General features: G+C 70.8%; 16 protein-coding genes and 1 pseudogene. 8 read left to right on the top strand and 9 right to left on the bottom strand.

The genetic code is table 11. The features are described from left to right. Positions 1-51: 51 nt before the first annotated feature. The 3 genes from ABEB00_RS23660 to ABEB00_RS23650 all read right to left on the bottom strand — a co-directional run bounded on the left by ABEB00_RS23660 (position 52) and on the right by ABEB00_RS23650 (position 2,938). A complete protein-coding gene (locus ABEB00_RS23660) occupies positions 52-1,140 on the bottom strand; it encodes a Gfo/Idh/MocA family protein (RefSeq protein ID WP_345622105.1) in 1,089 nt (362 codons plus the stop codon). Between the two features lie 105 nt (positions 1,141-1,245). Then, the gene (locus tag ABEB00_RS23655; protein WP_345622104.1) at positions 1,246-2,493 is read right to left on the bottom strand and encodes an MFS transporter; all 1,248 of its coding nucleotides are present in this window, start codon (positions 2,491-2,493) and stop codon (positions 1,246-1,248) included. Between the two features lie 58 nt (positions 2,494-2,551). Beyond that, positions 2,552-2,938, bottom strand: coding sequence for a MerR family transcriptional regulator (locus ABEB00_RS23650; RefSeq protein WP_345622103.1), 387 nt, complete (start codon positions 2,936-2,938; stop codon positions 2,552-2,554). 77 nt (positions 2,939-3,015) lie between these two features. On the opposite strand from ABEB00_RS23650, the gene ABEB00_RS23645 reads away from it, so the two are divergent. From ABEB00_RS23645 to ABEB00_RS23630, 4 genes are all read left to right on the top strand, one after another. Then, complete coding sequence (locus ABEB00_RS23645; RefSeq protein ID WP_345622102.1) at positions 3,016-3,471, top strand: MFS transporter; 456 nt, start codon at positions 3,016-3,018, stop codon at positions 3,469-3,471. Between the two features lie 65 nt (positions 3,472-3,536). Continuing rightward, on the top strand, positions 3,537-4,427 hold the full coding sequence (locus ABEB00_RS23640) for an MBL fold metallo-hydrolase (RefSeq protein ID WP_345622101.1): 891 nt from the start codon (positions 3,537-3,539) through the stop codon (positions 4,425-4,427). Positions 4,428-4,517: 90 nt separating this feature from the next. Beyond that, positions 4,518-5,399: an aldo/keto reductase gene (locus ABEB00_RS23635; protein ID WP_345622100.1), complete on the top strand. Its 882-nt coding sequence runs from the start codon at positions 4,518-4,520 to the stop codon at positions 5,397-5,399. A gap of 118 nt (positions 5,400-5,517) precedes the next feature. Next, positions 5,518-6,600 carry a Gfo/Idh/MocA family protein gene (locus tag ABEB00_RS23630; protein WP_345622099.1) on the top strand — a complete coding sequence of 361 codons (1,083 nt, stop codon included), beginning with the start codon at positions 5,518-5,520 and terminating at the stop codon, positions 6,598-6,600. Positions 6,601-6,684: 84 nt separating this feature from the next. On the opposite strand, the gene ABEB00_RS23625 is transcribed toward ABEB00_RS23630, so the two are convergent. After that, complete coding sequence (locus ABEB00_RS23625) at positions 6,685-7,155, bottom strand: MmyB family transcriptional regulator (protein WP_345622319.1); 471 nt, start codon at positions 7,153-7,155, stop codon at positions 6,685-6,687. Positions 7,156-7,341: 186 nt separating this feature from the next. Between ABEB00_RS23625 and ABEB00_RS23620 the strand changes: the two genes are divergently transcribed. Next, positions 7,342-7,692, top strand: a complete 351-nt coding sequence (locus ABEB00_RS23620; protein ID WP_345622097.1) for a DUF6193 family natural product biosynthesis protein — start codon at positions 7,342-7,344, stop codon at positions 7,690-7,692. 80 nt (positions 7,693-7,772) lie between these two features. Here ABEB00_RS23620 and ABEB00_RS23615 read toward each other — a convergent pair whose 3' ends face one another. The 4 genes from ABEB00_RS23615 to ABEB00_RS23600 form a co-directional block, all read right to left on the bottom strand. Then, entirely contained in the window at positions 7,773-10,346 is a 2,574-nt protein-coding gene (locus ABEB00_RS23615; RefSeq protein ID WP_345622096.1) for a family 78 glycoside hydrolase catalytic domain, read from the bottom strand. 80 nt (positions 10,347-10,426) lie between these two features. Next, on the bottom strand, positions 10,427-11,335 hold the full coding sequence (locus ABEB00_RS23610; protein ID WP_345622095.1) for a carbohydrate ABC transporter permease: 909 nt from the start codon (positions 11,333-11,335) through the stop codon (positions 10,427-10,429). Between the two features lie 4 nt (positions 11,336-11,339). Further along, a complete protein-coding gene (locus ABEB00_RS23605) occupies positions 11,340-12,224 on the bottom strand; it encodes a carbohydrate ABC transporter permease (protein ID WP_345622094.1) in 885 nt (294 codons plus the stop codon). Between the two features lie 101 nt (positions 12,225-12,325). Then, positions 12,326-13,642: an ABC transporter substrate-binding protein gene (locus ABEB00_RS23600; RefSeq protein WP_345622093.1), complete on the bottom strand. Its 1,317-nt coding sequence runs from the start codon at positions 13,640-13,642 to the stop codon at positions 12,326-12,328. A 287-nt stretch (positions 13,643-13,929) separates the two neighbouring features. Between ABEB00_RS23600 and ABEB00_RS23595 the strand changes: the two genes are divergently transcribed. The 3 genes and pseudogenes from ABEB00_RS23595 (at position 13,930) to ABEB00_RS23585 (ending at position 16,764) form a co-directional block, all read left to right on the top strand. Continuing rightward, positions 13,930-14,943, top strand: coding sequence for a LacI family DNA-binding transcriptional regulator (locus ABEB00_RS23595; protein WP_345622092.1), 1,014 nt, complete (start codon positions 13,930-13,932; stop codon positions 14,941-14,943). 3 nt (positions 14,944-14,946) lie between these two features. Further along, positions 14,947-15,481: pseudogene (locus ABEB00_RS23590) on the top strand (substrate-binding domain-containing protein); the annotation flags it as partial. A gap of 350 nt (positions 15,482-15,831) precedes the next feature. After that, complete coding sequence (locus ABEB00_RS23585) at positions 15,832-16,764, top strand: fumarylacetoacetate hydrolase family protein (RefSeq protein ID WP_345622091.1); 933 nt, start codon at positions 15,832-15,834, stop codon at positions 16,762-16,764. 109 nt (positions 16,765-16,873) lie between these two features. On the opposite strand, the gene ABEB00_RS23580 is transcribed toward ABEB00_RS23585, so the two are convergent. Beyond that, entirely contained in the window at positions 16,874-17,848 is a 975-nt protein-coding gene (locus ABEB00_RS23580) for a PhzF family phenazine biosynthesis isomerase (RefSeq protein WP_345622090.1), read from the bottom strand. Between the last annotated feature and the right edge of the window lie 5 nt (positions 17,849-17,853).

Here is a 17,853-nt window from a genome sequence, read left to right as displayed (position 1 = left end):
CGTAAGGGTCCGCCTCCGGCACCGACACCTTGCCCGTGCGTCCCGAGGACGTCACCGTCGCGCGTGGGAGGACTGCTGGATGCGGTCGATGAGGTGGTGCTGGTCGACCGCGTCGGCGAAGGTGGACGCCTCGGTGGTGCCGTCGGCCTTGTCGCGGGCGAAGGCCGCGTAGAGGTGGGCGAGGTCCTGGACGCTCACGTCGAGTGAGGTGTCGGGCAGGGAACGGTACTCCTCGGGTACGGGCAGTGCGGCGAGGGTGTGGGTGTCGCTGTCGCCGTCGGCGCCGTGAAGGGTGTTGTCCTCGGTGTTCTGGAAGGCGCGTGGGTTGGTGAGGCGCAGGAAGCCGTCGGTGCCGGTGATGTCGATCTGCAGACCCGTGCGGATCTTCTGGCCGCTCTCCAACTGGACGGAGAAGAGGCCGCCGTTGTCCAGCGTGCCGATGGCCATGACCTCGTCGGGGTTGGCGTTGGGCACGCTCTCGCCGGTCTCCTCGATGGTGATCTCGGGGAACTGGGTTCTGACGATCGCGGTGACGTCACTGGGGGGTCCGACGATCTGGAACAGGGCGTCGAGGAAGTGTCCGCCGTAGATGGAGAGCACGTGGGAGAAGTTGTCGGCGTCGATGGTCCACTCGACGGCGGCCGGCCGGACGGGCCCGAGCGGGTCGATGCCGACCGCGAGGCGGACGGCGCGCACGTCGCCCACGTAACCCTGCTTGATGAGGTCGCGTGCGTAGCGGGCGGAGGGCCCGAAGCGACGCTGGAGTCCGACGACGTGCCGCACCCCCTTGGCCTCGGCCAGGGCGAGCAGTTCTTCCGAGTCGGCGGTGCGGTTCGTCAGGGGCCACTCGGCGTAGACGTCCTTGCCGGCCGCGATGGCGGCTTTGACGAACGGGGCGTGCTGCGGAGCGGGGGTCAGCACCGCGACCAGGTCGACGTCGGGGTGCTCGACCAGTTCGTGGGGGTCTTCGAAGACGTGGGGGATGCCGAACCGGTCGGCCGCCCTCTGTGCCGACTCCTTGCGGCGCGCGGAGACGGCGGTCACCTCGAACTCCGGCAGGGACCGCAGGGCCGGGATGTGCCCGTAGGTGGCCCAGGCGCCTGCCCCGATGAGTCCGACCCGGATCGTCTGCTCGCCCATGCGCTGCTCCTTCAAGTGGGGGATGTGTGGGGGCTCGTGTGGTGGAGCCCAGTGTCGCTGGAGGGTGTGCGGGCCGCCGGGCGGCGTGGGCCGCCCGGCGGTGGTTCACCCGGCCGGCCGGCGGTCGCGGCGTCGGGTGGGGGTGGGAAAGCCGTGCCGGCGTGCGGCTACGGCCACGGCGAGTGCGGCGACGAGGATGACGAGCGTGCCCCAGGTCAGCGCTGCCGAGCCGGGGCCGCTGAGCAGGAGGCCGCCGAGGACTGCGCCGGCTGCGATGCCCATGTTCCAGGTGGTGACGACGAGGGACTGGACGACGTCGACGGCCTCGTCGGTGCCGGCCGCTTCGGCGGCGGCGGTCTGGAGCAGCGGTCCGGCGCCGCCGAAGGCGAGTCCCCAGATCGCGGCGGACGCGTAGACCAGCCATCCTGTGCCGGTGAACAGGCCCAGGAGCAGGGTCGCGAGGGCGAACAGGGTGAAGCCGGCCAGGACGAGGGTGCGCAGGTGGCGGTCGATGAGGACGCCGGTGATCCAGATGCTGGCGAGCGAGACGATGCCGAAGACGAGGAGGACGGTGTCGACGCGGTCGGCCAGTGCGGTGCCGTCGAGCAGGGGTGCGATGTAGGTGTAGAGGATGTTGTGGGCCAGTACGAAGCCCAGTGCGGCGGCCATCACCGGAAGCACCCCGGGCAGGGCGGCCGCTCGCCGCAGTGGCATCCGGGCCTGCCTGGTCTGGCCGGGGAAATCGGGCACGAGCGCGACGACCCAGACGATCAGGGCCAGGGTCAGGACGGTCATGATGCCGAAGGTGTAACGCCAGCCGACGAGGTCGGCCAGGAAGGTTCCGGCCGGCACGCCGATGGAGAGCGCGACCGGGGTGCCGGCGAGCGCGATGGCGGTGGCCCGGCCGCGCAGGTGCGGGGCGACCATGCGGCGGGCGTAACCGGCCATCAGCGCCCACAGCAGTCCGGCGACGACACCGCCGACGAAACGCGCCACCAGGGTCAGGGCGTACACGTCGGAGAGGGCGGTGACGGTGTTGGCGACGACGAACCCGGCGAGCGCGAGCAGCAGCACCCGCTTACGCGGCCATCCCATGGTCGCGGTGGTCAGCGGAACGGCGGCCGCGAGGGAGCCGATCGCGTAGATGGTCACCGTCTGGCCCGCGGCGGACTCGGTCACGCCGAGGCCGCTGCTCAGGGCGGGCAGGATGCCCGCGGGCAGCGCCTCGGTCATGATCGTGAGGAAGGCCGCCGTGCTCAGCGCGAGCAGGCCCGCGATCGGCAGCCGGTCGGCCCTGTCCGGGCTCTTCGTCGCTACGGGAGCCGCGGGGCCGGGGGGTCGTACGTGCGTCATGACCCCATGCTGAAACCTTGACATTAGTGCCAATGTCAAGCTGTGGCATCTGTCGCGGCTATACGACGGCGGCGGCCCTCGCTGGTGACGCCTCGGCGACGGCCCGCATATAGGCGTCGATGGCGTCCCGGTTGCGGGCGAGGCACTCGATACGCTGGTTCATCCGGTCCCGCTCACGCCCGAGGACGACCAGCAGCTCCGGGTCGGCGTCCTCGACCACGATGGTGTGCGGCTTGCCGAGGCACGGCAGCATCTGCTTGATGATGCGCGTGGGGATACCGCTGTCGATCAGCCCCCGGATCTGGAGCACCCGGTCCACCAGGTAGTCGTCGTACTCCCGGTACCCGTTGTCCAGGCGCCGGGGCGTGAGCAGTCCCTGCTGCTCGTAGTAGCGCAGCGACCGCGCGGGGGTGCCCGTCCGCTTCTCCAGCTCACCGATGCGCACGACGCGCCCCTCCACTTCCCGGGCCGACACCCGCCCATTTGACCTTGACACTAGTGTCAACGATAGACCCTGAGGAGATGGACCAGGCACTGCAGGGGACCGCCCGCGCCGTACCGGCGGACCGTCTTCCTCCCGGTGGGCTGCCGGCCCTTGCGGGCGCCGGGTTCCTCACCGTCATGCTGGAGACCATGCCGGCCGGGATCCTGCCCGCGATCAGCAGTGATCTCGGGGTGCCGGAGTCGGCCGCCGGTCAGACGGTGACCGTGTACGCGCTCGGGTCCATCGCCGGGGCCATCCCGCTGATCGGCGCGACGAGGAGGTGGCCGCGCCGGCGGCTCCCGCTTCTGGCCGTGGCCGGGTATGTCGTGACCAGCGTTGTCACCGGGCTGTCCAGCGACTTCACGCTGACGCTTGTCGCCCCGTTCACCGCGGGTGTGTTCGCGGGGACCCTGTGGGCGCTCATCGGCGGTTACGCCCGGCGCACGGTGCGTGTCCGGACGGCGCCATGCCTTCCCCGCCGACCGCGCACATGATTGAACCTGGGACTCAACACTTCCTCCCGCGGCGAGTCCTCCCTGCTGAAAGGAACACATTCACGATGAACAGCAACCCCTCGCCGCACAGCGAGCGACTGCGGCGCCCTTCGGATCTGCGGTCCCTCACGCTCGGGGAGACGAAGGTGACCTTCATACCGGACGGAGCGGTGAAGTTCTTGCCCCTCGGCTGGCTCCCGGCCAGCACCGAGGAGGCATGGGCCGCGCACCCCGAGTACCTGGACGAGTCCGGACAGCTCACCGGGTCCATCGGCGCCCTTCTCGTCGAGCACGGCGGTCGTGCGCTGCTGATCGACGCCGGGTTCGGGCCCCGGGCGCTCGCGGCCGAACCCGGCAGCCCCATCGGAGCCCTGTACGGCGGCGACCTCCTGGACAGCCTTGCCCGGGCCGGCCGCAGCCCGGAGGACATCGAGGCCGTGGCCATCACCCACCTGCACGGCGACCACGTCGGCTGGCTCGCCCAGCCCCTCCCCTCGGGCGGCGGTTCGCCCGCCTTCCCGCAGGCCGAGTACCTGCTCACCGAGCCGGAATGGGCCGCGCGGCACACCATGGAGGCACACGGGGTGGACAAGGACCTGATCGACGCGATGACCCCCAAGGTCCGCATCGTCGCCGACGGACAGGAGATCTTCCCCGGCGTCCGGGTCCAGCTCGTGCCCGGCCACACCCCCGGTCACACGGCCTACGTCATCACCTCCGGCGAGCAGCGGATGATCGCCTTCGGCGACGCGATGCACTCACCGATCCAGATCACCCACCCCGAGTGGTCCGCCGCCCCCGACCACGACACCGCCCAGTCCACCGACTTCCGCCGCCGGCTCGTCGCCGAACTCCAGGAACCCGGCACCATCGGATTCGGCGTCCACTTCGCCGACGTCGTCTTCGGCCACGCCCACCAGGACGAGAACGGCCTCACCTGGCGATCCGCGGGCTGATCAGCAGCGGCAGGCTCCTCGACCCCGCCGGCTCGCCGCTCCAGCTCGACCTTGTCCTTGCCCCCATCCTTCGAAGGGAAGTACCCCCGCATGACCGCCTCCTCTCCCACCGCCCGCCCCGCCGAGGCCTCCGGCACCTTCCGCCTCGGCGGTGACCTGGAGATCAACCGTCTCGGCTACGGCACCATGCAGCTCACCGGCCCCGGCGTCTGGGGCTGGCCGAAGGACCGCGGCGAGGCCGTCCGGGTCCTGCGGCGCGCCGTCGAGCTCGGCGTGAACTTCTTCGACACCGCCGACAGCTACGGCCCCGATGTCGCCGAGCCGCTGCTGCGCGAGGCCCTGCACCCCTACGGCGACGACATCGTCATCGCCACCAAGGCCGGCAACACCCGCCAGGGCCCGGGCCTGTGGACGCCCGTCGGCCGTCCCGCCTACCTGCGCCAGCAGGCCGAGATGAGCCTGCGCCACCTCGGCGTGGAACGCATCGACCTCTTCCAGCTCCACCGCATCGACCCCGACACCCCGCTGGAGGACCAGGTCGGCGAGCTGAAGAAGCTCCAGGACGAAGGCAAGATCCGCCACATCGGCCTCAGCGAGGTCACCGTCGCCCAGGCCGAAGCGGCCCAGCGGATAACCCCGATCGTCTCCGTCCAGAACCTCTACAACCTCACCGACCGCTCCGCCGAGGAACTCCTCGACTGGTCGGCCGAGCGCGGCATCGGCTTCATCCCCTGGTTCCCGCTGGCCACCGGCAAGCTCTCCGGCGAGGGCAGCCCGCTCACCGAACTGGCCAAGCAGCACGACGCCACCCCCGCCCAGCTCGCCCTCGCCTGGCTTCTCAAGCGCTCCCCCGTCATGCTCCCCATCCCGGGGACGTCCAGCGTGGCGCACCTCGAGGACAACCTGGCCGGCGCGACGATCGAGCTGACCGACGAGGAGTTCGCCGTACTGGCGGAGGCCGGCGCCGAGTAGGACGGGTCCGCCGACCACACCATGTGACCCGGGCCGCCGCGACCACGGCCGGCGAGCCCCGGGTCACGGGATGACACGGGGCTTGAGAGCCAAGCCGGCACACATGAAGGAGCAGAGCATGAGTGAGGTGATCCGGGTCGGGCTCATCGGCGCGGGCGGCTGGTCCACCTACGGGCATCTCCCCGCGCTGCGGTCACTGCCCGAGTTCGAGGTGGTGGCCGTCTCCGCGCGCCGCGAGGAGTCGGCGAAGAGGGCGGCCGAGAAGTTCGGCATCCCGCGCGCCTACGGCACCCCCCAGGAACTGATCGACGACCCCGGCATCGACCTCGTGGCCGTGGTGACACCGTCCCCGCAGCACGCCCCGTACGTGAAGGCTGCCATCGAGGCCGGCAAGGACGTCTACAGCGAGTGGCCCCTGACCACCCGCACCGCCGACTCGGAAGAACTCCTCGCGCTGGCCGAGGCCAGGGGCGTACGGCACATCGTAGGCCTCCAGCGCCGCCTAGGCCCCGCCGCGCGCTACGCCCGCGACCTGATCGCCCGCGGCTACGTCGGGGACGTACGGGCCGCCCGCATGTCGGTCGGCGTGGACGCCTTCACCCCGACCATGCCGGGCGCGGTCGCGTGGACCTTCGACGTCGACAACTACACCCACGTGCTCTCCATCTACGGCGGGCACTTCCTCGACGTCCTGTCCCAGCTCGCCGGCCCGCCCAAGGACCTCACCGCGGTGGTCGAGACCCAGTTCCCCGAACTCACCGTCGAGGAGACCGGCGAGACGTTCCCCTCCGCCAAGCCCGACGCCGCCATGGTCATCGGCACCCTGGCCCGCGGCGGCCTGTTCTCCGTCCAACTGGAGGGCGGCCAGAAGTTCCCCACCGGCCTGCAGATCGACATCACCGGCACCGAGGGCGTCCTGCGCCTCACCAACGAACGCGCCTTCCAGAACACCGAGGACAACACCGTCCAGGGCGTCAACGGCGACAGTGCCACACCCTCCCTCGCCGTACTGCCCGTACCCGAGGAGTACCGCTCCCTCCCGGACAGTTCGCTCGACGAGAGCGTCCAAGACCTCGCCCACCTCTACGCCGCATTCGCCCGCGACAGGACCGACGGCACCACCGACGCGACCACCTTCGCCGACGCCGTCGACCAGCACCGCCTCATCGACCGCATCCAGCAGTCGTCGCTTCGGGCCTAGCATTCACCGGCTCCTCACTGACCCCGGCATGGTCCGCTGACCAGTACGGCTGAAGGCTGACCAGTACGGCTGAAGGGAGTTGACCTATCCGTCGGGTGGTTCGATCTCGGTCGCCGGCGTCTGTCGGGTGGCCGCCCACGACGCCAGGAGCGGCAATTTGTCAGCGGCCGGTGTGCCCGCGGGTGCGGTGTGGATGTTGAGGTGCAGGCCGGGTTCGGCGGGCAGGCCCAGGGTCTCGACGTCCAAGTCGAGCCGGCCCACGATCGGATGGCGCACCCGCTTGCGGCCGGACCGGCGCAGCCGCACGTCCTGGGATGCCCACCGCTGCCGGAACAGCTCACTGCACGTCGACAGTTCGCCGACCAGGGCGATCAGTTCCTCGTCGTGCGGATCGCGGCCGGCTTCCATGCGGAGCTTCGCGGCCCCGGCACCGGCAATTCGGCGCAGACCTTTGACCCGACGGTTGCCGCCGTAAGCGGGCAGGCCCGCCTGCTCGGGTGCGATGCGGGCGCGACGCGAGCCGAGAAACTCCCGGATCTCGGTGCGTGGATCCATGGTGGCCATTCCCTCACCGTATGATCCGACAACGCGGCGAGGTGCCGTAGCTGTCGTCGCACGCCCGCCAGGAATTGCGGGACAGCCCTTGAAGCCCTGCCAACGCACAAGGGACAGAATGGGTGCATGGGATCCAGAGAAGCACCGAGTGTTTCGGATGGCGCCGAGCCTGATCAGGGTGGTGTCGTGGAGGCCGCGTGGCAGCGGCTGCTCCATCGCGAGGACATGGACACCAGGCTGGTGCGAGCCGCGCATGCCGAGCCGCTTCTCCGGCAGCTTCATCCCTCCAGCAGCCACCAGGACCTGCACTTCAGCAGGTGCACCGGCGACTGGTCCTGGGATGTTCCGTTCATCATGCATCTTCCTGGTGGACGCTACCTCGTCGCGGGACCGTCCCGTTCCCAGATCGTCGGGGAGGCGGACACCGCCGAGGAGGCCGTCGCTCTGGTCGTCGGTGGTCTGCCATCCGGCTGTGGCCCCGCGGTCGTCGGGCGCGGGGAGGAACTCGACCGCCTCGCCATGGCCCCGCCGGAGTAGACTCTTTTATTCGAAACGCAGAAGGAGCCCGTCGCGATGAATATGCGACGGGCTTCTCGGCTGTTCCGCGGTGCGGGCGGTCAGGCCGCCTTCCCGGCAAGTTCTGCGGTGGCGAGGACGTGTGCGCCCGGGCCCAGGCGTACCGGCGGGCAGCCGGGCAGCTCCGCGGTGGCCTCGCAGCCGTCCGGGATCTCGGCGTGGGCGGTCAGGCCGCCGGACGCGGTCAGTTCCCACGCCAGGGAGACGGTTCCGTAGGGGGTCTCGTGGCGGGTGCGGGCCCAGGTGATGCCACCGCCGGGACGCGGTCGCAGCACGAGGGACCGGTAGCCGGGGGCGGTGGCGTTGATGCCGCCCACCGTACGGTGCAGCCAGTCGGCGACGGCGCCCAGCGCGTAGTGGTTGAACGAGGTCATGCCGCCCGGGTTGAGGGTGCCGTCGGGGCGCATGCTGTCCCATCGTTCCCAGATCGTCGTGGCCCCCATGGTCAACGGGTAGAGCCAGGAGGGGCACTCGGTCTGGGTGAGCAGGCGGTAGGCGACGTCGAGGTGCCCGGTGTCGGTGAGCGCGTCGCAGATCAGCGGGGTGCCGACGAAGCCGGTGGAGATGCGGGCGTCGTCGGCGAGGACGAGGGCGGCGAGGCGGTCGCCGGCGGGTCCGCGCTGCTCGGCGGTGAGCAGGTCGAAGGCGAGGGCGACGGCGTAGGCGGTGGCGCTGTCGCTCGTCATCCGCCCGGTCGGCAGGACGTGGCGGCGCCGGAACGCCTCGGCGACCTCCCGGGCGAGGGCCGCGTACCGTGCGGCGTCCGCCGCGTTGCGCAACTCCGCGGCGGCCAGCGCGAGGTGGCGGGCGGAGTGGGCGAAGTAGGCGGTGGCGACGAGGTAGCGGTCGGTGCGGCCGGCGGCCGGGTCGTCGGGCGGGGCGGCCGGGTCGAGCCAGTCCCCCAGTTGGACGCCGGTGTTCCACAGGCGGGTCGGTCCGGCGAGGCGTTCGACCAGGTCGACCCATGCCTTGGCCATGGGGTAGTGGCGGTGCAGGAGTTCCCGGTCGCCGAAGCGCCGGAAGAGCGTCCAGGGGGTGAGGGTGACGACGTCTCCCCAGGCGGCCCCGGGGTGGACGGGCGTCCACATCGGTTCGCCCGGGATGACGGGCACGTACCAGGGGACCGTGCCGTCGGGGAACTGCTCCAGGCCGACGTCGGTGAGCCAGGAGTCGAGCAGCCCGGCGCAGTCGTAGAGGAAACTCGCGGTGGGCGCGAAGACCTGGATGTCGCCGGTCCAGCCGAGGCGTTCGTCGCGCTGGGGGCAGTCGGTGGGCAGGTCGACGAAGTTGCCGCGCATGCTCCAGACGACGTTCTCGTGCAGCCGGCTGACCAAGGGGTCGCTGCACTCGAACCAGCCGGTGCGGCGCATGTCCGTGTGGTACACGCGGGCGGTCACCGAGCCGGTCGTCAACTCTCCCGGCCAGCCGGTGATCTCGGCGTGCCGGAAGCCGTGCAGGGTGAAGCGGGGTTCCCAGGTGAGCGGGCCTTCGCCGGAGAGGATCAGGGTGTCGACGGACGTCGCCTCGCGCAGCGGGCGGGTGGCCAGTTCGCCGTCCTGGAGGACTTCGGCGTGCCGGAGGGTGAGGGTGGTGCCGGCCGGGCCGTCGACGGTGACGCGGAGGCGGCCGACGAGGTTCTGGCCGAAGTCGAGCAGGTGGCGGCCGTCGGCGGTACGGGTGACGGAGACCGGGGCGATCTCCTCGGTGCAGCGCACGGGCGGGCCGAGGGGGGCGACGAGGGTGGCGGGGTCGCGGGTGCCGGTGCGCACCGCTGACCACTCCCCCGTGTCCGCGCCGGACGGGGTGGCCCAGGCGGGGTCGTGCAGCCGGGCGTCGAAGGTCTCGCCCTCGTACAGGCCGCTGGTCAGGACCGGGCCGGGGGCGGCGCGCCAGGTGTGGTCGGTGGCGATGACGGCGGTGGTGCCGTCGTCGTAGATCACCTCCAGTTGGGCGATGAGCGACTGGTCGGTGCCGTAGATGTTGCGGGTGCCGCCGTCGAAGCCGTACTTGCCCCGGTACCAGCCGTCGGCGAGCCAGGCGCCGAGGGTGTTGGCGCCGTCGGTGAGTCGGTCGGTGACGTCGTGGGTGCGGTAGCGCAGCCGGTGCGGGTAGACCGTCCAGCCCGGCGCCAGGATCTCGTCGCCGACCCGCCGGCCGTTGATCTCGACCTCGTACAGGCCGTGGGCGGTGACGTGGAGGCGGGCGCGGGCGACCGGCCGGGTGAGGGAGAAGTCCTTGCGGACGCGGGCGGGGCGGCGCATCGCCTGCGGGTCCTCGTCCCACCCGGCGCCCACGGGGACGGCGCTCCAGTCGGCGGGCTCCAGGAGGCCGGCCTCGACGACCGCCGTCTCGCTCCACCGCGACGGCTCGGCGGCGCCCGGCCTCCACAACCGTACCCGTACTCCCACGCGTTCCCGGGAGACCAGGGGGTCCCCGGGCCACGGCATCAGCATCTGGCCGGCGCCCTCGATCCGGCCGGAGCGGCGTACCCGCCCAGCTCGGTCGAGTTCGACTTCGTACGCCTCCTGGGAGCCGCTGCCCGGCGGCAGCGTCCACGACAGGCGGGGGGCGCGGACGCCGACGCCGAGGCCGTCCGGGAGGTGTTCGAAGGACACCGGCGAGGGTTGAGGGGGGAGCAAGGCGGGACCTTTCGTCACAAGCAGCGGCAGCAGGCGGGGGTCGGTCGCGGCCGGGGTCAGCCCTTGACCGCTCCCGCGGTGAGGCCCTTCATGACCTTCTGGTTGAGGAAGAGGTAGATCAGGAGGGTGCCGAAGACGTTGAGGCAGACGGCGGCGAAGAGCGGGCCGTACTGGGTGGCGCCGAAGTCGCCGGTGAAGTTGAGCAGGCCGACCTGGACGGTGCGCAGGTCCTGGTTGTTGGTGAAGGTCAGGGCGATCAGCAGGTCGTTCCAGATGAAGAAGAACTGCACCAGGCCGACGGTGAGCAGCGCGTTGCGGACCAGGGGGACGCTGATGGTCCAGAAGGCGCGCAGGATGCCGGCGCCGTCGATGGTGGCGGCCTCGAACAGCTCGCGCGGCACGGTCCGGTAGTAGGTGGCCATCATGAAGACGGTCAGGGGCAGTCCGGTGCCGGTGTAGGTGAGGATCAGCGGCCACAGGGTGCCGGACAGGCCGGTCTGGAAGTAGACGGTGAACAGGGGCAGCAGGATCATCTGCGGCGGGACCATCATCCCGGCGAGGAAGATCAGCAGGGTGAGGCCGCGGCCCTTCCAGACCATCACCTGGAGGGCGAAGCCGGCGGCCGTGCCGAGGAGCAGCATCAGCGCCAGCGCGGGGACGACGGCGAGCAGGCTGTTCTGGACGTACAGGCCGATGTGGCCGGTCGTCCACGCCTCGGTGTAGTTGCCCCACTCCCAGGTGGTGGGCAGGGACCAGGTGGAGTGGTTCAGGTAGTCGTCGTTGGACTTGAGCGAGGTCAGGAACATCCAGATCATCGGGTAGATCTCGACGACCAGCAGCAGGGTGACGACGATCTTCACCCACAGTCGGCTGCCCCGGCGGCTTCGCCGGGCGCGGGGTGCCTTCCCGGGCCGGCTGCCGCGACCGCTCGCGGAGGTCTTCACAGGTGTGCCGATGGTGGCCATGGGGTCAGCCCTCCGTGAGGTCGCGCCGCGAGACGCGGTGGACGACCAGGCTCACCAGCAGGCACACCACGGTGAGCAGCAGGGCGATGGTGCTGCCGTAGCCGTAGTCGCTGTAGGTGAACGACGTCTGGAACATGTACAGGGTCAGCGGGGTGGTGCCGCTGCCGGGGCCGCCGTTGGTGAGGGCGACGATGGAGTCGAAGACCTTCAGCGTGCCGTTGATGCTGAAGATCAGGGACGACATCAGCACGGGCAGGGAGAGCGGCAGCACGATGTGGCGCACCAGCCGCAGGCCGGTGGCCCCGTCCAGGCGGGCGGATTCGAGGACCTCGTCGGGGATGTCGACCAGCCCGGCGAAGAGGAGCACGGCGTAGAAGCCCATCGAGCGCCAGATGTCCATGCCGGCCAGCACCCAGAAGGCGCTGCCCGCGCTGCCGAAGAAGTCGATGGAGTCGATACCGACCGCGTTGAGCAGGGAGTTGACCGGTCCGGTCTGCGGGGCGACCTGGAAGAACTTCTGGAAGAGCAGACCGACGGCGACCGTGGGCAGGACCACGGGGAAGAACACCAGGGTGCGGATCAGCGCGGAGGCGCGCTTGAGGAAGAAGACGTAGAGCAGCGCGAGGAGATAGCCGGCGATCACCTGGCCGGCCGTGACGACCGCGGCGTACTTCAGGGTGAACCAGAGGGCGTCGTGGACGGCCGGGTCGTCCACGACGCGGGAGAAGTTGGCGACACCGTTGCCGGTGAAGCCGTCGATGGTGTTGCCCTCGGTGAAGGAGTAGCCGAGCGACCACACCATGGGGACCAGCATGATCAGGGAGTAGACGAGAAGAGCGGGACCGAGCAGGAGCGCGATCGCTCTGCGGTCACCGAGTACGCGGTGCATGGGTGGTGTCCACTTCGTTTCCGGAGAGACCTGCCTGAGGGCGGCGGGGGGGCGGCGCGCACGGCCGGCGTCAGGGAAGCCGGCGGGCCGCCCCCGGCCGGTCACCGGGCGGCGAGCGCGTCCTGGACGGTCTGCATGAACTTCTCCGGGCTCAGGCTCCCGGCGACCAGGCCGGCCGCGTTGGTCTGGCTGACGGTGGTGGCCTTGGTGCTGAACAGGGCCTCGAACCACAGCACGTTCTGCTTCGAGGCGCTGATGGTGTCGCGGACCTGGGTGGTGACCTCGTTGGCGTCCCGCACCTCGGCGTTCACCTTGAAGCCGGAGATCGAGCCGTGGTCCTTCAGCGCGGTGGCGCCGTAGTTCTTCGCGATGCAGGAGACCCAGTCGCCGGTCTTCCGGTCGAAGGACTTGGCGCCGAGGGTGATGCCGAGGCCGACGTTGGAGGGGTACTGGTCCGCCGAGCCCTTGCCGTTCGCGACGGCCGGGAACGGCATGAAGCCGACGTTCTCCGCGCCGACCTTGTTCTGCTTGTCGTCGGCGATGTTCGCCAGTGCCCAACTGCCCATGTAGAACATGGCGGCCTTGCCGGCCAGGAACTGGTTCATCGAGGTGTCGTAGTCGATGGAGCCGACGCCCTTGCCGAAGTAACCCTTCTTGCCCAGGGCGGCGATCTCCTCGGCGGCCCTCACGTACTCGGGGTCGGTCAGCTTCGCCTTGCCGTCGGCGACCTTCCGCAGCGCGTCCGGGCCCAGGCTGCGGTAGAGGTAGCCGCTGATCAGACGAGTCAGCGGCCAGCCCTGCTGACCGGACGCGGAGAACGGCTGGATGCCCTTCGCCTTCAGCGTCGCGGCGTCCGAGACCAGTTCGTCCCAGGTGCCGGGCGCCCTCAGCCCGTTCTCCTGGAAGATCTTCTTGTTGTAGAAGATGCCCTCGATGTTGTACTCGTACGGCAGCACCTCCAGCTTGCCGCCGTACAGCGCCTTCACCGTGGAGACGGCGGCCGGCTCCAACTGGTCGAGGACGCCGAGGGACGTCAGCTCCTTCTCCAGGTCGGCGACCTTGCCGGACTTGGCCAACTGCTGGGTGAGCGCCGGGGCGTTGCCCGCCGCGAACTGCACCGGCAGGGCGTCCTGCCCGGCCAGGAGCTGGAGCTTCTGGTCCAGGCTCGCCTGCGGAACGGTCTCCACCTTCAGCGGCAGAGCGTCGTTCGCCGCCTCGCACTCGCCCTTGGCCATCGCGGTCAGGGCCGTCTTGACGGTGGTGTTCTCGGTGACGCTCAGATAGCTGAAGTCCGCGGGCGCCGAGGCACCGGAGCCGCCGCCGCCTCCGCAGGCGGTGGCGAGCAGCGCCAGTGACGCCGTTCCGGCGGCGAACAGACTCAGTCGTGTACGACGGGCACGGGGCATGCGCAGGGACACGGGAAACTCCCAAGGTCATGGAGCGGGAAGGCCAGGTGCAAGAAAGCGCCAAGGGCTGAACAGGGCCCGGCGACACACGAGAGTCACGTAAAACGTTCTCTGCGTCGAGTGGGCAACACCCTGCACCTCGCCTCAGGTTCCGTCAAGACACGGCCCGGTAACGCGACGGAGACACGCAAGGGACTTGACGGGCACCGGGGGTTAGCGTGTAGACCGTTATACCCACAGCGATGCGGACTTGAGGTAGGCCGATGGATCGGGCTGGCGCAGCCAAGCAGAACAGACGCGTGACCATCACCGATGTGGCCCGGCACGCGGGCGTCTCCACCGCCGCCGTGTCCAAGGTGCTGCGCAGCGCCTACGGCGTGAGCGAGGGCATGCGGGAGAAGGTCACGGCGGCCATCGCCGAACTCGGCTACCGCCCGCACGCGGCGGCACGGGGCATGCGCGGCCGGACCTACACGATCGGCGTACTCCTCGACAACGTGCGCAACGCCTTCTTCGCCGACATCCTCGACGGCATCCGCGACGAACTCCGGCAGACCGAGTACACCGTGCTGATCGGTGCCGCCGGCTTCGACCCGGAGGATCAGGCGAAGACCATCCGTTCCATGGTCGACCGTCAGATGGACGGGCTGATCCTCATCGCCCCGGGAACCCCGCGGGCCGAAGTGCTCGCCACGGCCGCGACGACGCCTACCGCGGTCATCGGCCACCACGACACGGACGAGACCCATGACACGGTCGTCGACGCCGACGACACCGGGGCCGGCCTGGTCGTGGACCATCTCGTCGCCCTGGGCCACCGCGACATCGCGCTGGTGTCCGCGCCCGGCACCAGGGCCAACCGGTGGAAGCGCACGCCCGAAGCGGTCCTGCGAGACGGCTATGTGAAGGCCATGGAGCGCCACGGCCTGGCCGGGCACGCCCAGGTGCACCACGCCGCCTACTCCGACGACGGCGGATTCAAGGCGGGTATGACCCTGCTGACCGCCGACCGCCCGCCCACCGCCGTCATGACCGGTGCCGACGTCGCCGCCCTGGGCATCTACCGGGCCGCCCACGAACTGGGCCTGCGCATCCCCGACGACCTCTCGCTCGCCGGCTACAACAACACCGCCCTCGCCGCCCTGGCACCCGTCCAGCTCACCAGCGTCGACCAGGCCGGCCACACCATGGGCTCCACCGCCGCCCGCATGCTCGTCGAACGGGTGGAGGGCCGAAGGGACAGAGCCATGCAGACCACGATGACCCCCCGCCTGGTGGTGCGCGGCACCACCGCGCCGCCCCGGAGCCGATAGGCCGTGGACCGACCGTCCGCCGCGGCCCTTCACACCTCCGGCCCCGCGGGACGGAGGGCGGGGCGGGACAGCCGGGCGCGTCCCCGGGTAGGCATCAAGGACCGCCGTCACGGGGCACTGGGCGCCATGGGCGAGGCCGGTCTCCCGGCCGCGGCCCTGCGCGAGCTGCCCTGCGCCGCCCTCACCGTGGGCGCCGGCAAGGACGCCGGGTACCGCGTCCTCGGACTTCGGCAGCGGCCCACCGCCGTCTTCTGCGCCAACGACCTGCTTGGCCCTGGGCGTGCTGCAGGCACTGTACGAGGCCGGACTCAGGGTGCCCGACGACATCGCCGTGGTGGGGTACGACGACATCGAGTTCGCCGCGTCCGCCGTCGTGCCGCTGACCTCCGTCCGGCGGCCCGCCGTCGCCATGGGCCGGGAGGCGGGGCGCCTCCTCATCGAGGACACGGCCAGCGGCTGTCCACACGAACACGCGCACATCGCCCTTCAGCCGGAACTTGTCGTGCGCCGGTCGACCATGGCGGTACCGGTCAGGTGAGCCCCGCCGACCACGACCGGTGCGGGCCGCGGGAGCGCGCCGGGTGAGGACGCACGACCTGCGTCGATGATGCCTTCCGGCGGTCCCGTCGGACGCCGGTGGAACGATGCGCGTACCGGATGCCGTCCCTCCAGCGGGTGGATGGCATCCCGCGGGACACCCCGTACCCACTCGCCCGCCGATGCGGACCGCGAGGACCCGGGGAGCCTCGTCACCGCCATGCCATTGACAGCGGGGAAACACCCTCACGATATGATCTGTACACCAATGATTTCTGTACGGATCATTGCGGAGTCGCGTCCGGCCGCCCCGCCTCACCGTGCCCTCCCGTGCCGGCCCATGGAGGCCAGATGCCCGTCACCCGCACCCCGCTGCACCTCGCCGTCGTCGGCTACCTCGACCACAAGGCCGAGATGGAGTACACCACCTCCGTCGCCGACCTCGGCGTGTTCCTCAAGGCCAACTCGTCCGTCATCGGTCCCGGCGACGACATCCGCCTGCCCTACACCGACAAGCGGACCGACCAGGAAGGCGAACTGGGCGTCGTCATCGGCCGCACCGCCTCCCACGTCGGCGCCGACGAGGCACTGGGCTACGTTTTCGGCTACACCTGCGTGCTGGACATCACCGTCCGCTCCGGCGAGGACCGCTCCACCCGCAAGTCGTCCGACACGTTCACGCCGCCGGGGCCCTGGATCGTGACCGCCGACGACATCCCGGACCCGGACGCCCTGGACCTGCGCTGCGACGTGGGCGGCACCACCAGGCGGCCGGGCCCTCGTAGACTCCCTCACACACCGGCCGTCCCCTCGGCCGGCACCACCTCGGCGGAAGACGGACGGAACACTGTGGCGCGCGCACTGGAACTGCACAACTACGTCGGACACCTGATCCGGCGCGCGGAACAAGTGCACACCGCCCTGTGGTACCAGCGTGTGTCGAGGGAGATCACCTCCCAGCAGTTCGCCGTCCTCAACGCCCTCAGCCGGGACCCCGGCATCGACCAGCGCACTCTCGCGCGTCTCACCTCTCTGGACCGCTCCACCGTCAACCACATCGTTCGCCGCCTGACCGACCAGCACCACGTCAGCCAGGTACGCGACGAGGAGGACCGCAGGCGCACCCTGCTCGACCTCACCGCTCAGGGAACCGCCCTCCTCGACTCCCTGATCGGCCCGGCCGAGGCCGTCAACGAGCGACTCCTCGACGCCCTTCCCGGCGACGAACGACAGCGGGCCGTGGAGATCCTCCGCAAGATCGCGACATTGGACAGCGAGTCGTAGCCCGGACTCCTGCTCCCTTTTTCGCCGGTCGGAGGTGAGCGGGGCTTCCGGATGGCCGCGGCCCACTGGACCGGCCCGCGACGCACCGCGTCTGCCGCGGTCCGACCGTTCACGGACGTACCGCGGCGGTCGGCACGGCGTACGCCGGCACCGGCACCGCGTGCCCGGTCACCCGGACCCGCCGCGAACCGGCGTCCACGGTGACGGTGAGCACACTGGGGCGTCCCATGTCCTCGCCCTGGTGGACGACGACCCGGCCGTCGGCGGGGGCGAGCCCGAGATCCCGCAGGTAGCCGCCGAACGCGGCCGCGGCGGCGCCGGTCGCCGCGTCCTCGACCACCCCGCCGACGGGGAACGGGTCGCGGGCCGCGTACCGCGACGGGGAGAGCCGGTGCACCAGATGTACGGTGGTCCAGCCGTGGCGGCGCATCACCGCGGCCAGCGCGTCGAAGTCGTAGTCGAGGCCGGCCAGCCGTTCCCGGGTGCCGGCCGCCAGGATCAGGTGGTGCACGCCGCCGAACCCGACGTGCGGCGGCAGCGCCGGGTCGAGGTCTTCGGTCCGCCAGCGCAGCGCGGCCAGCGTCGCGTCGAGTTCCTCGGCCGTGGCCGGACGGGTCCGGGTGGGCACGCTGGTCAGCGTGGCTTCGACCGCTCCGGACGCCGAGGCGGCCGTGTCGAGGGCGATCTCGCCCGCCGGAGTCGCGAACACGACGGTTCCGGTGCCGATACGTTCGGCGAGGGCGACCGCCGTCGCGACGGTGGCGTGTCCGCAGAAGTCGACCTCCGCGAGCGGACTGAAGAAGCGGAGGGTGAACCTGCGGGCGGCGAGATCGGACGCGGTCACGAACGCCGTCTCGGAGTAGCCCACCTCGGCGGCGACGGCCCGCATCGCATCGGCGTCGAGCGCCGCTGCGTCGAGGACGACACCGGCGGGATTTCCGCCGGACGGGTCGGTGGTGAACGCGGTGTAGTGCAGGACCGGGACCGGGACCGGGGAGTGGCGCCCGGTCCCGGCGGAGACGTTGCCTGTGGCCTCGGTGGGGACGTCGTCTGTGGCCTCGGTGGGGACGTTGTCTGTGGTCATGTCTC

Source organism: Streptomyces ziwulingensis (assembly GCF_039542605.1).
GTDB lineage: Bacteria > Actinomycetota > Actinomycetes > Streptomycetales > Streptomycetaceae > Streptomyces > Streptomyces ziwulingensis.
This window is presented reverse-complemented; position numbering and strand designations above follow the sequence as displayed.